The sequence below is a fragment of the Microvirga calopogonii genome (assembly GCF_003347665.1).
In the GTDB taxonomy this organism is placed as follows: domain Bacteria; phylum Pseudomonadota; class Alphaproteobacteria; order Rhizobiales; family Beijerinckiaceae; genus Microvirga; species Microvirga calopogonii.
Genome location: NZ_QDGA01000029.1, coordinates 1 through 13,436, shown reverse-complemented (window position 1 = coordinate 13,436; position 13,436 = coordinate 1). Strand labels below are relative to the sequence as shown.

The 13,436-nt window shown below is 66.3% G+C and carries 16 protein-coding genes; 3 read left to right on the top strand and 13 right to left on the bottom strand.

The window, feature by feature from the left end; translation table 11 throughout:
* Positions 1-53: 53 nt before the first annotated feature.
* From DDF70_RS19725 to ygfZ, 7 genes are all read right to left on the bottom strand, one after another.
* On the bottom strand, positions 54-572 hold the full coding sequence (locus DDF70_RS19725) for a tyrosine phosphatase family protein (protein ID WP_114946552.1): 519 nt from the start codon (positions 570-572) through the stop codon (positions 54-56).
* 283 nt (positions 573-855) lie between these two features.
* A complete protein-coding gene (locus DDF70_RS19720) occupies positions 856-1,449 on the bottom strand; it encodes an HD domain-containing protein (protein WP_114946551.1) in 594 nt (197 codons plus the stop codon).
* Positions 1,450-2,058 carry a DNA-3-methyladenine glycosylase I gene (locus tag DDF70_RS19715; protein WP_114946582.1) on the bottom strand — a complete coding sequence of 203 codons (609 nt, stop codon included), beginning with the start codon at positions 2,056-2,058 and terminating at the stop codon, positions 1,450-1,452.
* 188 nt (positions 2,059-2,246) lie between these two features.
* On the bottom strand, positions 2,247-2,738 hold the full coding sequence (aac(6'), locus tag DDF70_RS19710) for an aminoglycoside 6'-N-acetyltransferase (RefSeq protein WP_205772453.1): 492 nt from the start codon (positions 2,736-2,738) through the stop codon (positions 2,247-2,249).
* Positions 2,710-3,354 carry an FMN-binding negative transcriptional regulator gene (locus tag DDF70_RS19705; RefSeq protein ID WP_114946549.1) on the bottom strand — a complete coding sequence of 215 codons (645 nt, stop codon included), beginning with the start codon at positions 3,352-3,354 and terminating at the stop codon, positions 2,710-2,712. The genes aac(6') and DDF70_RS19705 overlap by 29 nt, the downstream gene beginning before the upstream one ends.
* A 93-nt stretch (positions 3,355-3,447) precedes the next feature.
* The gene (locus DDF70_RS19700) at positions 3,448-5,397 is read right to left on the bottom strand and encodes a hybrid sensor histidine kinase/response regulator (RefSeq protein ID WP_114946548.1); all 1,950 of its coding nucleotides are present in this window, start codon (positions 5,395-5,397) and stop codon (positions 3,448-3,450) included.
* A 107-nt stretch (positions 5,398-5,504) separates the two neighbouring features.
* Positions 5,505-6,383: a CAF17-like 4Fe-4S cluster assembly/insertion protein YgfZ gene (ygfZ, locus tag DDF70_RS19695; RefSeq protein WP_114946547.1), complete on the bottom strand. Its 879-nt coding sequence runs from the start codon at positions 6,381-6,383 to the stop codon at positions 5,505-5,507.
* 27 nt (positions 6,384-6,410) lie between these two features.
* Between ygfZ and DDF70_RS19690 the strand changes: the two genes are divergently transcribed.
* Positions 6,411-7,790, top strand: a complete 1,380-nt coding sequence (locus DDF70_RS19690) for a dihydroorotase (RefSeq protein WP_281024377.1) — start codon at positions 6,411-6,413, stop codon at positions 7,788-7,790.
* Between the two features lie 197 nt (positions 7,791-7,987).
* Here DDF70_RS19690 and DDF70_RS19685 read toward each other — a convergent pair whose 3' ends face one another.
* The 5 genes from DDF70_RS19685 to DDF70_RS19665 form a co-directional block, all read right to left on the bottom strand.
* A complete protein-coding gene (locus tag DDF70_RS19685) occupies positions 7,988-8,314 on the bottom strand; it encodes a GIY-YIG nuclease family protein (protein ID WP_114946545.1) in 327 nt (108 codons plus the stop codon).
* 199 nt (positions 8,315-8,513) lie between these two features.
* On the bottom strand, positions 8,514-8,777 hold the full coding sequence (locus DDF70_RS19680; protein WP_114946544.1) for a hypothetical protein: 264 nt from the start codon (positions 8,775-8,777) through the stop codon (positions 8,514-8,516).
* Between the two features lie 376 nt (positions 8,778-9,153).
* Positions 9,154-9,744, bottom strand: a complete 591-nt coding sequence (locus tag DDF70_RS19675) for a TIGR02301 family protein (RefSeq protein ID WP_114946543.1) — start codon at positions 9,742-9,744, stop codon at positions 9,154-9,156.
* The gene (locus DDF70_RS19670; protein ID WP_114946542.1) at positions 9,741-10,181 is read right to left on the bottom strand and encodes an NUDIX hydrolase; all 441 of its coding nucleotides are present in this window, start codon (positions 10,179-10,181) and stop codon (positions 9,741-9,743) included. Before DDF70_RS19670 ends, DDF70_RS19675 begins: the two co-directional genes overlap by 4 nt.
* Positions 10,178-11,311 (bottom strand): citrate synthase family protein, encoded by a 1,134-nt coding sequence (locus tag DDF70_RS19665; RefSeq protein ID WP_114946541.1) that lies wholly within the window; start codon positions 11,309-11,311, stop codon positions 10,178-10,180. The genes DDF70_RS19670 and DDF70_RS19665 overlap by 4 nt, the downstream gene beginning before the upstream one ends.
* 75 nt (positions 11,312-11,386) lie before the next feature.
* Between DDF70_RS19665 and DDF70_RS19660 the strand changes: the two genes are divergently transcribed.
* Complete coding sequence (locus tag DDF70_RS19660) at positions 11,387-12,454, top strand: citrate synthase/methylcitrate synthase (RefSeq protein ID WP_114946540.1); 1,068 nt, start codon at positions 11,387-11,389, stop codon at positions 12,452-12,454.
* Between the two features lie 7 nt (positions 12,455-12,461).
* On the opposite strand, the gene DDF70_RS19655 is transcribed toward DDF70_RS19660, so the two are convergent.
* Positions 12,462-12,893 carry a hypothetical protein gene (locus DDF70_RS19655; protein ID WP_114946539.1) on the bottom strand — a complete coding sequence of 144 codons (432 nt, stop codon included), beginning with the start codon at positions 12,891-12,893 and terminating at the stop codon, positions 12,462-12,464.
* Between the two features lie 76 nt (positions 12,894-12,969).
* Between DDF70_RS19655 and DDF70_RS19650 the strand changes: the two genes are divergently transcribed.
* On the top strand, positions 12,970-13,436 hold a 467-nt coding region (locus DDF70_RS19650), incomplete at its 3' end, for a helix-turn-helix domain-containing protein (protein WP_114946241.1).

Genomic DNA, 13,436 nt, shown 5'->3' with positions numbered 1-13,436 from the left:
CACGAAGAAGCCCCCGAATACGGATCGGAGCCGCTTTCCCGGTTGGAATCAGGCTAGCCCCTGTTAAGCTGTAACATGAAGGGTGTGCCCTCCATAGCCTCCGCTCCCCGCCCGATGGCACGGACCGCATCGACCATCCGGCCCCGGCGGTCGAGGAGATCGTCGGCCAGCGCGATGAACCGGGCATTCGGCGTTGCGCTGGGCGAGGCCTCCCGAAGGGCCAGCGCAATCTCATCCTCCCGACGCTCCGGCGCGAGGGCGCAGGCGGCGATATAGGCGGCGGCCGTGGAGCGGCTGATTCCGGCCCAGCAATGGAACAGGAGAGGGCTTTCCCGGCCCCAGGCTCGCACGAAGGCGAGAAGCTGCTCGATATGCTCCGGCGCCGGCAGGACATATCCCTCCAGGGGCTCGACGATATCGCTGACGCCGATGAAGAGATGACGCTCGGCTGCAATGCCGGCCGGACGCTCCACCGTGGCGCTGGCCCCCATAAGGCTTACCACATGGCTGGCGCGTGTCGCCGATACGGTGTCATGCAGGCGGGAGAGGGGGCAGACGTGCAGGGTCGGCATGGGCGGTCTCGGCGTGGAGGAGCGGCTGAGGTGGGAGTGGTATGGCATGACGCAACCGTCCCGTCATGGCCGGGTTCATGCCGGCCATCCCGATTTGGAAAAGTGCCTCGCTGTCATCCCCTGTCATTCCGGGGCCGCGCAGCGGAGCCTGGAACCCATAGCCGCTAACGGAGCAGATGGAGGCACAGCGCGGCTCGCCCTTCTTGAGGTGTCGTGGTTATGGGTTCCGGGTTCGCCTGCGGCGCCTCGGAATGACAGCGGCGCGCCCGTGGCAAGCCACCCCTCACCGGGCCAGCGCCGCCGCCACCTTCTCGCGATAGCGATCCTCGGCGTCCGCCACGGGCCAGGGCTCCAGAAGGGCGAGCACGGCGCGGGGCAGGGGCTCGGGGCGTCCGAAGAACTTGATCCCTTCTTCGCGGCCGAAGCCGGCGAGATGGGTCGCCTCTAGGAAGGCTGCCTGCCGGTCGGCTTGCTTGATGAATCGCTTGAGCGCGGCAGCCGGCTGGGCGGGCAGGCCGAAATGCAGATGGATGGCTCCGAGCAGGCCCGCCTCGATGGTCTTGTAGGCGTCGCCGATCACAGCCTTGAAGGGCGAGATGATGTCGCCGATCACGTATTCCGGCGCATCGTGCAGCAGCACCGCGAGGCGCCATTCCCGCGGCATGTCCGGGTTGATATGGCTCGCGATGGCCTCCACGAGCAGAGAGTGCTGCGCGACGGAAAAGATGTGCGGGCCGATGGTCTGCCCGTTCCAGCGCGCGACGCGCGCAAGGCCGTGAGCGATGTCGTCGAGTTCGACGTCGAGCGGCGAGGGATCGAGCAGGTTGAGGCGGCGGCCGGAGAGCATCCGCTGCCAGACGCGGGGTTCCTTCGCCATTTACAGATTCTCGGCGAGTTCAGCGCATTCCGCGTGGCGATAGCAGCCGGTGAGATGGTCGTTCACCATGCCGACCGCCTGCATGAAAGCGTAGACGATGGTGGGGCCGACGAAGTTGAAGCCCTCCTTCTTCAGCGCCTTCGAGATCCTGCGCGAGATCTCCGTTTCGGTCGGAATGTCCTTGCGGGTCTTCGCGTTGGTCTGGACCGGCCGTCCATCGACGAAATCCCATAGGAAGCGCGAGAAGCCGCCGCGCTCCTGGATGACGAGCCAGGCGCGGGCGCCGGCGATCGTCGCCTCGATCTTGGCGCGGTTGCGCACGATTCCGGTGTCGAGCATCAGTGCCTCCACCTGCGCCTGATCGAAACGGGCGATCACGGCAGGCTCGAACCCGGCGAAGGCCCGGCGGAAATTCTCGCGCTTGCGCAGGATCGTGATCCAGGACAGGCCCGCCTGAAAGCCGTCGAGAATGAGCTTCTCGAACAGGGCGCGGTCGTCGAATTCCGGCACGCCCCATTCCGTGTCGTGATACGAGACATAGAAGGGATCGGTGCCCGGCCACCAGCAGCGGGTCTTGTTGTCGGGATGCAGGATCAGTCCATCGGTCATGGACCGTGTGTAGCGGGGCCGCAGGAAAACGGGAAGAGATTCGCCGTGGGTGCCGGGCCGGGAATTCACGTCCTCAACGTCATCACCGGCCTTGTGCCGGGGATCTCGCTTCCGTAAAGAGCCGCGCCCTACTCATCGGGATGGCCGGCACAAGGCCGGCCATGACGTAGGAGGTGCAGGTATTCCACTCACCCGGACGAAAGCGGTTTGCGATAGTACACGACCCGCTCCGTCTCCTCGAAGCCCAGGGCCCTGTGCATGCTCTGCGAGGCGGTGTTCTCGAGGAGGACGTCGGAGGCGAATTCGCGGCACCCGAGGCGCCTCGCCCAAGCCTCGACGGCCCGGCACAGCATCCGGGCGAGGCCCCGGTTGCGGTGCTCCGGCGCGACGTAGATCCCTTCCAGGAATGCCACGGGAGACGTGGCGCAGCCGTTCACGTAGTCGTGGCGCAGGGCGGCCTCGGCGAAACCGGCGGCCGTACCGTCGGGCAGGCGTACGAGGAAGGCCGCGGCCTTCTTCTGCTCCCAGAGCATGGCCTGCGCTTCCGAGCGATGTTCCTGCACCGGGCCGTCCGGCCAGAGGGCATGGCGCAGGACGGCCCATTCCTCCAGCGACTGGAGGGTGCAGGGCTCGATCCTCGGACCGTTCCCGTCATTCACGGCGCCGGGCTCCCTGCCCATCGATGAGGTCCGCCATCCGGTGCGATTCGTCGTCGGAAAGTCGCAGCCCCGCCGAAACGCCGAGCCGGTCGGCCTCGGCGCGGTTCTGACTCACCTTCCACTTGCCCTCGATCCGGGTGATCTCGACCTCGATGCCGACGATGCCCTTGAGCTGCGCGGCCACGAAGGGCGCCGGCGCATCGCTCACCGCCCAGGGTTCCGGCCGCGAGGCCTCCTGCATGTCCGTCATGGCGCCGATCTGCTGCCGCAGCCAGTCGGGGTCATCCCGGATCGTCAGGTGGCCGCGCGCCTGGACGATGGCGTAGTTCCAGGTCGGCACGACCTTGCCGTGCTCGCGCTTCGCCGCGTACCAGGACGGGGTGATGTAGGCCTCGGGCCCCTGGAAGACCACGAGGGCCTCCTGATCGGGCTCGAAGTTTCGCCATTGGGGATTGGCGCGGGAGAGATGGGCCTTGAGCGTTCCGAGGGGGGAGGCGGAGGCATCCAGCACGAAGGGGATCGGGTTGGCCTCGAGCCCCGCACTGCCGAACGTTACCAGAAGCCCGAGCGGATGGGCCTTGATGAGGGCATGCTGAACCGCGAGGTCGTCCTCGCGAAAATGGGGCGGCTGGTACATGGCATTCCCGGGTTGATGGGAAATGCTAGCTGCTCACGATGTTCCGGACCAATCAAAAATCCCGATGCTCCGCATCACATGCGGCGATGATCCTCACCCCCCGGTCCGGAGCACCCGCAGCTTCTCGGCCAGTTCCGTCCAGCGGTAGGGCTTGCTGATGAAGGAAACGCCGGCGCCCAGGCCTTCCGAGGGAAGGGCCGACATGGGATAGCCCGAAGCGAGCAGGATCCTGAGGCCGGGCCGCATCTCGCGGGCCTTCCGCGACAGCTCGACCCCGTTCATGCCGTTGGGCATGATCACGTCGCTGAACAGCACGTCGATGGATGGATTGACTTCGAGAATCCCGAGCGCGTCGTTGGCGTCGCTCGCCGTCACCACGTCATAGCCGAGGCTGTCGAAGATGTCGCTCGCCACCTCGCGCACCGCCGGCTCGTCCTCGACGATCAGCACGGTTCCCGCGCTGTCCCGGCTGGGACGCTCTGCATCGTCCTCGTTTTCCTCGGGTGTGTCCTCTCCGCTGTCCTGAGCCGGCAGGAGCATGGTCACCCTGGTGCCCTGGCCCGGCGTGCTGTCAACCTTGATGTGTCCGCCCGACTGGGTCACGAAACCATAGACCTGGCTCAGGCCCAGTCCCGTCCCCTTGCCGATCTCCTTGGTGGTGAAGAAGGGCTCGAAGACGCGGGAGACGACATCCGGCGACATGCCCGTGCCCGTGTCCTGCACGGCAATCGACACGTACTGGCCGGGCGGCATGGAGATCGAAGCGGCGTCTTTCTCGCCGAGCATGACATTGCCCGTCATGATCTTGAGGGAGCCGCCGTCCGGCATGGCGTCGCGGGCATTGACGACGAGGTTGAGCAGGGCCGATTCGAATTGCGGCGCATCGACGGAAATCCACCTCACCCGCGGAGCGAGCGACAGCTGCAGCCGGATGAGTTCGCCGCAGGCCCGGCGCAGGACGGCCTCGAAACCTTCGATGAGCGTGTTCGGATTGTGCGCGTTGGGCTGCAGGGGCTGACGGCGCGAGAATGCGAGGAGCTGCTGCGTCAGCTTCGCGCCGCGTTCGGCGGCGCGTTGCGCGCTTTCGATCAGCTTGATGTCGCGGGGATCGTGCGCGTTGCGGGTCAGGAGATCCAGGTTGTTGACGATGATCGTCAGGAGATTGTTGAAGTCGTGCGCGACCCCGCCCGTGAGCTGCCCGACCGCCTCCATTTTCTGAGCCTGGAAAAGCGCGGCCTGCGCTTCCTCGAGGGCTTCCTGCGCCTTCCGGCGCTCGGTGATGTCGCGCGTGATCTTGGCGAAGCCGATGAGTTCGCCAAGATCGTTGCGGATCGGGTCGATGATGACGTTGGCCCAGAACCGCGTGCCGTCCTTGCGGACGCGCCAGCCCTCCGCCTCGAACTTGCCTTCGCGTGCGGCCGTCTCGAGGGCCCGCGCAGGCAATCCGTTGGCACGATCGTGCTCGGTATAGAACTGCGAGAAGTGACGTCCGACGATCTCGCTCTCCGTATAGCCCTTGATGCGCTGGGCGCCGGCATTCCAGTTCGTCACGAGGCCCTGCGGGTCGAGCATGAAGATGGAATAATCCGTCACGCCCTGAACCAGCAGGCGAAAGCGCTCCTCGCTTTCCCTGAGGGCTTCCTCGGTCCTCTTCTTCTCGGTGAGGTCGCGGGTGATCTTGGCGAAGCCGAGCAGGTTGCCCTGGGGATCGCGGATCGGATCGATCACCACATGTGCCCAGAACCGCGTGCCGTCCTTGCGAACGCGCCAGCCCTCCGCCTCGAACTTGCCTTCGCGTGCAGCCGTCTCGAGGGCGCGCTTCGGCAGGTTCGTCGCAAGATCCTCTTCGGTGTAGAAACGGGAAAAATGCTGGCCGATGATCTCGTGTTCGGCATAGCCCTTGAAGCGTTGGGCACCCGGGTTCCAGCTGGCCACGATTCCGGTCGGGTCGAGCATGTAGATGGCGTAGTCGGTGACCGCATCGACGAGGAGCCGGAAACGTCTCTCCTGCGACGGTGTCGTTTCGCCTGATACTGCATCCATCCAGAATTTCCCCAGCAGGACCGTCCGTGCGTTGTTCCAGCACGTGGTTCAGCCCAATAGTCTATAACAAAGGTAAAGCCGTCCGGTTCCGCAAGCTTGACGGGAACCTACGAGGACAGCCCTGCTTCTCCCGGGAAGGGGAAGCGTATCCAGGCGGGCTTTTCGAGCCTCACGGGAATGCCCCCGGCCCGGATCGTCTCGCCGGCCTGCATGGCGTCCGCCGCCCGGTCCAGGCGGACCATCACGAGGCCGCGGCCTTCGGCGCCCGTGCCGGTTTGGCCCAAGGCCTTCCCGCCGGCCGTGACCTCGACGCCCACATCCGCCGCGAAACCGCCCTCATAGACGGCTGGCACGATGCGCGTGCGGGCCGTGCCCCGGTGCTGCATCCGCGAGACGACCTCCTGGCCGACATAGCAGCCCTTGTCGAAATCGACTCCGTTGAGCTGGTCCATCAGGGCCTCGTGTGGGAATGCATCCCCGAACAGGAAATCGCGGCCGCCCTCCGGCACACCCAGCGCGATGCGATGAGCGAGGTAGGTTTCGGCCGGATCCCTGCCGAACTCCTCCGCGTCCTGGGCCGCCACGATGGCCCGCCAGCCGAGGTCGGGCAGGCGAGGGTCCTCCACCACGAAGCCGGCCTCGTCCTCCGGTCGCGGGGCGTCCCAGCCGGCCACGACGGCCAGGGATTCGGACAGGTCCTCGATCGCCACCTTCGCTCGCAGCTTGTAGAAGCCGAGGCGCTTGGCGAGGTCCGGGGCGAAGACCTTGAGAACGTCGAGATAATAGGCCCCGCCGATTTCCTCGGGAGCCTGGAAGACGAGGAAGTCGAACAGGATCTTGCCCTGCGGCGTCAGGAGGGCGCCGAGGCGCGCGGCGTGCGGTGACACACGATCCAGGTCGCAGGTGATCAGGTTGTCGAGAAAACTCTTGGCGTCCTCGCCCGAAACCCTTACCACGCCCCGGTCGGCCAGATGGACTGACGGCATGTGTCCGCTCTCCTTGACTTTACAAGCGTGACATATGCCCGTTCCGCAGCGGCCTCAAGGGATGAGATTGCCATGCCCCAAACCTTCGACCTGATCCTCAAAGGCGGCGTCGTCGTGAACCACGATGGACGCGTCGAGCGCGACATCGGCGTGCGCGATGGGCGCATCGCCGCCATCGGCGACCTGTCCCGGGCCTCCGCCGCGCGGGAGATCGAGTGCCGGGGGCTGCATATCCTGCCGGGCGTCATCGACACCCAGGTGCATTTCCGCGAGCCGGGCCTCGACCACAAGGAAGACCTCGAATCGGGCTCCCGGTCCGCCGTCATGGGCGGCGTCACGGCCGTGTTCGAGATGCCCAACACCGATCCGCAGACCACGACGCCGGAGGCGCTCGCCGACAAGGTGCGGCGCGGCCACCACCGCATGCATTGCGACTTCGCCTTCTGGGTCGGGGGCACGCATGAGAATGCGGCCGACGTGCCGGAGCTGGAGCGCCTGCCGGGTGCTGCCGGCATCAAGGTGTTCATGGGCTCGTCCACCGGCTCGCTGCTGGTGGAGGACGACGAGGGCATCGCCAGCATCCTCCGCCGCACCCGCCGCCGCGCCGCCTTCCATTCGGAGGACGAGGCGATGCTGCGCGAGCGGAAGGGCCTGCGCGTCGAGGGCGATCCGCGCTCGCACCCCGTCTGGCGCTCGGCCGAGGTGGCGCTCGCCTGCACGCAGCGTCTCGTGCGCATCTCCCGCGAGACCGGCGCGCGCATCCACGTGCTGCACATCACCACGGCCGAGGAGATGGCGCTCCTGAAGAATCACAAGGACCTCGTGACCGTCGAGGTCACGCCGCATCATCTGACGCTGGCGGGGCCGGAAGATTACGAGCGCCTCGGCACCTATATCCAGATGAACCCGCCCGTGCGCGACGAATTGCATCGCGCCGCCCTCTGGCAGGGACTCGATGAAGGCATCGCCGACATTCTCGGCTCCGACCACGCGCCGCACACGCGCGAGGAGAAGGACAAGACCTATCCCAACACGCCGTCAGGCATGACCGGCGTGCAGACGCTCGTGCCCATCATGCTCGACCACGTGAATGCGAGCAGGCTCACGCTCGAGCGCTTCGTCGATCTCACGAGCGCCGGACCCAAGCGCCTCTTCGGCATCGCCAACAAGGGCCGCATCGCCGTCGGCTACGATGCCGATTTCACGGTGGTCGACCTGAAGCGAACGGAAACAATCACCAACGACTGGATCGCCTCCAAATGCGGCTGGACGCCCTATGACGGCAAGACGGTGACGGGCTGGCCCGTCGGCACGGTCGTGCGCGGCAACGTGGTGATGTGGGACGGCTCCCTGGAAGCGCCGTCGCAGGGCGAGGTGGTGCGGTTCGAGGAGACGTTGGGCGGCTGATATCTGAACCTCTTTCCGAATGGCCGGTTGAACCCGGCAATGACCGGAGCCCTCATCCTGAGGAGGTCACGTGAGTGACCGTCTTGAGGTCCCGGACGATGTCCGGGCACGAGGGCGCTTCCCACGCTCACTGGAGCCTCCTTCGAGACGCCTGCTGCGCAGGCTCCTCAGGATGAGGTCGAGTTGGGGATCCAGCGTCAATTGTTGTCAGGCGTACTCGCAGGGTTGCGACCCGAGCGATAGCTCTTCGACAACCCTGGAAGAGCGTCCAGATCCCCTCTGATCAGCGCTTCCTTCTTTGCTCTCGACCAACCCTTGACCTGTCGTTCGTACGCAATCGCATCGATGATGCTGGCAAAGTGCGCTGAGTAAACAAGGACGACGGGCCGTCGCTTCGCGGTGTAGCCGCCAAAGATGCCTTGGTTGTGCTGACTGATGCGCGTTTCGAGGTCTTGCGACCGGCTTGTCCCGACGTAGTAACTGCCATCGGCGCAACGAAGAATGTAGAACCAGCAACCATCCATTCCTGGGCTCCTCAAAGTCTGTCTCAGAAGGCAGCACACCCCTGAGCCCTCATCCTGAGGAGCGAAGCGTCTCGAAGGACGAGGGCGCTTCAAGAGAATACTGGACGATCCTTCGAGGCGCAGCTGCGCTGCTCCTCAGGATGAGGTCCGAGTTATAAGAGCCAGTCACTCAGGCTGAGGTGATCTCTTTCAATTGCCCTCAATGCTTCAGCGCACCCACCATGGAGAATGCGCCGCTGCGGATTTTGTCGACGAGCGTCGCGGCATATTCCGCAACGGCATCCTCGCCATAGGTGGCGACGAGTTCGGTGAAGGCGGCGAAGAGGGCGGCCTGCGCCATGCAGTCGCCGTCGAGCCCGTCGAGCTCGGCCTCGGCGAAAGCCTCGGTCACGTAGCTCAGGGCCGCCTGCTTGAGGGCGCTGAGTTCGGGCAGCTCGTCGAGAGGGACGTTGTTGTCGGTCATGATCCAGGCCCCTTTGAGGGGCGGCGCGCGAGTTCGGTTGAATCGTTTCTAGACGTCGCGCCGCCCTGCCGCCAGCATCACCTTGCAAGGAGGTTAACGCGAGAGGGGATTCCCCGAAAAATGTGGATAAGAGGCGTCGGTGCAACACCAACGCCGGCATGCCGGTCTCAATTGTGTCCCTTTAGGGATTGGCTCATCAAGCTCTAATCCTCATCCTGAGGAGCCGCTGCAAGCGGCGTCTCGAAGGAGGATCCAGTGCTCTCTGGAAGCGCCCCCGTCCTTCGAGACGCTACGCTCCTCAGGATGAGGGCTCGGGTCGGTGCCGGTTTATAAGCCAGACTTTCTGAAGTCTCCGAACAATTGATCTCTTTGTACATCACCCGCCGTAGCGGCCGGTGATGTTGCGGGCGAGATGTTCGCCTTCGCCCAAGAAGCGGACGGAAGCCTCCTGGGCCGATGGGGTGCAGACCCGATAGGTGAGGGCGTAGGCCTGGTAGCCCTTGTTGTAGGCCCCGGCGAGGCGCTCGCGCCGGCCCGGCGTCGTCCCTTCCGCGTCGAGCAGAACCTGCATGCGGCGGCCCCATTCCGGGCCGTCGGGCGCGCTGCAGAGCGGGCGCAGCATGGCGAGCGATCCCATGATCTCGGCGAGCCGCAGCAATTCCTTCTCGTAGGGCGCGGGCGGCGGCTCGGCCGCCGCGGCGGGTTCCGCCTGCTGCTGCGGCTGAGCGGCGGGCTTCTGCGTTTGCTGCGGCTGGGGACGCCGCTGCTGTTGCGGTGGCTGCTGCTGGCGATATTGCGGCTGGGATTGCGGCAAGGGCCGATATTGCTGCTGCGGGACGGGCTGCCCCGGCTGCGGCCGTGGAGGAATGCCGAACAGCCTTTCGAAGAAGCTTTGCGCCGACGTGGGCTGCGCTGTCGCCAGCAGCAGGGCCGGAAGGGCGAGCAGCAGGCCGGTGGTGCGCTTCATGGTGCTCTGTCCTGCCGGGCGAGCCTGAAGGCCCGCTCCAGAATCCCGGTAAGGCCTGCCGTCATCGGCAGGTCGGCGATGTCCCGTTCCGTGACCCAACGGATTTCCTTTGCTTCCGGACCTGTCTGGGGTTCGCCCGAAACCCAGCGGGCGGCGATGACGACGTGATGCTTTATATGGCCTTTCTCGTCTCTTTCAATGAATTCGACCGGGGCGATCAGACCAATAAGCTTGGCCTCAACCCCGACCTCCTCGCGAAGTTCCCGAAGAGCCGCTTCACCCAGGGTCTCGCCGGTCTCGACCATCCCGCCCGGCAGAGAAAACAATCCTTCGCTCGGCGGCTTGCCCCGCGCGGCGAGCAGGATGTGCCCGTCCCGGATCACCGCCACGGAGGCGGCGAGGATCGGGCGGGCGGGGTAGAAACGGTCGGAGGTCATGGGGAAGGGTTCCGGGACATTGGTTCATCCGCCGGCACGTAGCGGGCTCGCGGCCGGATCAGGGCGGCCTGGCTGCGCTGCTCGATGGCGTGGGCGAGCCATCCGGCCGTGCGGCCGATGGCGAAGATCGTAAATGCCGCTCCCACCGGCAGTCCATAGGCGCGCTCCACCATGACGAGAGCCACGTCGATGCCGGGGCTGCCGCCGGAAGCGTCGGTCAATGTTTTCAGGGTCGTGGCATCCGAAGCCAGCAGCGGCACATTCTGTAGGAGAGCCTCGGCCCTGGGGTCGCCGTCAGGATAGAGGCGGTGCCGAAAGCCGGGGCGGGGAGCCTTTGCAGGGTCGTTCAGGAAGGCCCTGACCCGCTCCGTCATGCCGCCATGATAAGGGCCGCTCAAGGCAACGAGGCCGGCGATGACCGCGTTGCGCAGGGACGTTCCTGTCGAGGCCGTGACGCGGACGGCGAAGGTCGACGAGCTCAGCTCGTGGTCGGCACAGAGCACGAGGGCGCGCCGGATGGCCTCGGCCGCCTGCGGAGAAGCCTTCCAGGTAAGGGCCAGATGCCGGTGAATGGGCTCGAGCCCCGGGGCGGCGCCACTGGCCGCGGCGGCCATCAGGCGCAGGATCGCGGCTACTTCCGCGCCTCGGGTCTCTTTGGGCGCAGGCTCCGAGAGAAGGCGGACCGCCTGCGCGACGAAATCATGGAGGCCGAAGGCCGGGCCGGGCAGTGGGAGAGGAATTCGGGACGGTTCGAGAAACGTGTCCTCACCCAACACGCCGATCAGCAGTTTCGCGGCGTCCTCGATAGTGGCGGTCCGGGCAAGGGCGATGGCATCCTGCCCGCGATAGAAGAGGCGCCCGTCCTTGATCTGGGCGATGCCCGTCTCCAGCACCGGCAAGCCCCAGTCGAGGGCGGTCGCCGCCGCAACGGCGGGGCGACGGAAGCGCACCTTGCGCTCCACGAGCGTCTCCACGTCCTCGACGGCATAGAGCCGCTGACGGGGATCGTGCGGCGACGAGAACGAGCGGATCAGGCCTCGGCTCACATAGGCATAGAGACTCGCGCGGCTGATGCCGAGCCGGGACGAGGCCTCGTCGGCCGATGCGAGATCGAGGGATAACGTATCCATATGTTGATATGTTGATTCAAGATTGACCATTGCGCAAGGCCGGCGTGAAGCTTCACGCAACAGAGGAGAAAGCTCATGAGCATCGGACTTGACGACGTCGTGGCGGCCGAAACCGCCCTCAGCCATGTGGACGGCGAGGCAGGACGTCTGATCATCTGTGGGCACGATCTGGAAGAGCTTGCCGGCCATGCGTCCTTCGAGGACGTGGTGGCCATGCTGTGGAGCGGCCTCGTTGCGGATGTTGCCGATCCCGGCGCGCTTCTCGGCCAGGCCCGGGTCAGGGCATTCAGGCATCTTGCACCGCTCGCAGGGCATCTCAGCGGCCTCACCCCGGTCGAGGGGATGCGGCTGCTGCTGTCGAGCCTGCCCGATGCGGAGGAGGACCATCCTTCCCTCGCGGTCGGGGCCGCCGGGGTGGCGGCCGCCATGGCGGTGCGCGGCGCGCAGGGTCTCTCGCCGGTGGCGCCCGATGCCGGCGCGGGTCACGCGGCCGATATCCTGCGCATGATGCGCGACGCGCCCGTGGCGGCGGACGAGGCGCAGGGGCTCGATACCTATCTCGTGACGGTGATCGACCATGGGCTCAATGCCTCGACCTTCACGGCGCGCGTGGTCGCTTCGACCCAGGCCGGCATCCTGTCCGCCGTGGTGGCCGGACTCTGCGCCCTGAAGGGTCCGCTCCATGGCGGAGCGCCCGGACCCGTGCTCGACATGCTGGACGCGATCGGCTCCATCGAGAACGCGGACGCTTGGCTCGACGACGCCATGGCCCGGGGCAAGCGCCTCATGGGCTTCGGCCATCGCATCTACCGGGTGCGCGATCCGAGAGCGGATGTCCTCATGGCCGCCGTCGGGCGGCTGAAGGGACGCGGCAACCGCATCGCCTTCGCCGAAGCCGTGGAGATCACGGCCCTGAAGGTGCTGGAGCGCCGCAAGCCCGGACGCCGGCTCGACACCAATGTGGAGTTCTATACGGCCGTCCTGCTCGACGCCCTGGGTGTCCCGCGCGAGGGCTTCACGCCCCTCTTCGCCGCCGGCCGTACGGCGGGCTGGGTGGCCCATGCCATCGAGCAGACCCGCACCGGCCGCATCATCCGGCCCCAATCGCGCTATGTCGGAGCCTGGCCCGCCGAGGCGGCGTGACGACTTCCTACCGGTCGGGCTCCTCCGGCCTCCGTGCGAGGCACGGGTCGAGGACGATGAAATCCGGGTTCGGGCGGCTATAGCCGCCCGCGACGGTCACGATCTCACCGACCTTCATGTCGTTGGTCTGGTAGGTGACGCAGAGGACCTTCGGGTCGGACCCGGTACCGCACAGGCCGAGATAGGCCAGCGTGCCGTCGAAATGGACGAGGGCGAGGGGTCCCGTCACGCTGAAATCGACCCGGGTCTCACCGGTTTCACGATCCTTGGTCAGCTCCCGCACCTCATGGCATTGCGCCCTATAGGAGGGCTGCATGTCCGGGTCGGCGAAGGGATTCTTCTCAGGAGCCTCTTGGCTGCGCACGGGCTGGATCGAGCCGATGACCAGCACGGCCGTGAATGCGTGCAGGAGGCTTCGTGCCGGGTGCGACCGGGGCATCTTTACCGCCCTAGTGGGTCGTCTGCCGTCGGATATGGTATAGTGGCATGGTGATCCTCGTGTTGCGAGGTGCCCCATGTCGCGCCACCAGAAAGATCCACTACGCCCGCTCACCGTAGACGAGCGCAAAGAACTCACCCGCCTGAGCCGCTCCCAGAGTACTCCTGCCGCTGAAGTCGACCGTGCCCGTGCCCTGCTGGCGATTGCCGAAGGCGCCAGCTACACCGCCGCCGCCCATCTCGTCGGGCGCGGCCACAACGAGACCATCTCGGCCTGGGTCAGTCGCTTCAACCGCGAGGGCCTGGCCGCCGTGCGCCCGCACCACGGTGGCGGGCCACGGATCCGCTATGGGGCTCACGCGCAGCAGCGCATCCTGGCCGAATGGGCGCGAGCGCCGCAGCGCGAGCAGGACGGCACCGCGACCTGGTCGCTGAGCCTGCTGCAGAAGGCCTTGCGCCAAGCCCCGGACGGCCTGCCGCAGGTGAGCCGGTTCACCATCGCGCGCACCCTGCACGAGGCGGGCCTGAGCTGGCAGAAGAGCCG

Bases quoted from the DNA above. Each gene is read 5' to 3' on its own strand.
- DDF70_RS19725 (WP_114946552.1), bottom strand. From the start codon at position 572: ATGCCGACCCTGCACGTCTGCCCCCTCTCCCGCCTGCATGACACCGTA.
- DDF70_RS19720 (WP_114946551.1), bottom strand. From the start codon at position 1,449: ATGGCGAAGGAACCCCGCGTCTGGCAGCGGATGCTCTCCGGCCGCCGC.
- DDF70_RS19715 (WP_114946582.1), bottom strand. From the start codon at position 2,058: ATGACCGATGGACTGATCCTGCATCCCGACAACAAGACCCGCTGCTGG.
- DDF70_RS19705 (WP_114946549.1), bottom strand. From the start codon at position 3,354: ATGTACCAGCCGCCCCATTTTCGCGAGGACGACCTCGCGGTTCAGCAT.
- DDF70_RS19700 (WP_114946548.1), bottom strand. From the start codon at position 5,397: ATGGATGCAGTATCAGGCGAAACGACACCGTCGCAGGAGAGACGTTTC.
- ygfZ (WP_114946547.1), bottom strand. From the start codon at position 6,383: ATGCCGTCAGTCCATCTGGCCGACCGGGGCGTGGTAAGGGTTTCGGGC.
- DDF70_RS19685 (WP_114946545.1), bottom strand. From the start codon at position 8,314: ATGGATGGTTGCTGGTTCTACATTCTTCGTTGCGCCGATGGCAGTTAC.
- DDF70_RS19680 (WP_114946544.1), bottom strand. From the start codon at position 8,777: ATGACCGACAACAACGTCCCTCTCGACGAGCTGCCCGAACTCAGCGCC.
- DDF70_RS19675 (WP_114946543.1), bottom strand. From the start codon at position 9,744: ATGAAGCGCACCACCGGCCTGCTGCTCGCCCTTCCGGCCCTGCTGCTG.
- DDF70_RS19670 (WP_114946542.1), bottom strand. From the start codon at position 10,181: ATGACCTCCGACCGTTTCTACCCCGCCCGCCCGATCCTCGCCGCCTCC.
- DDF70_RS19665 (WP_114946541.1), bottom strand. From the start codon at position 11,311: ATGGATACGTTATCCCTCGATCTCGCATCGGCCGACGAGGCCTCGTCC.
- DDF70_RS19660 (WP_114946540.1), top strand. From the start codon at position 11,387: ATGAGCATCGGACTTGACGACGTCGTGGCGGCCGAAACCGCCCTCAGC.
- DDF70_RS19655 (WP_114946539.1), bottom strand. From the start codon at position 12,893: ATGCCCCGGTCGCACCCGGCACGAAGCCTCCTGCACGCATTCACGGCC.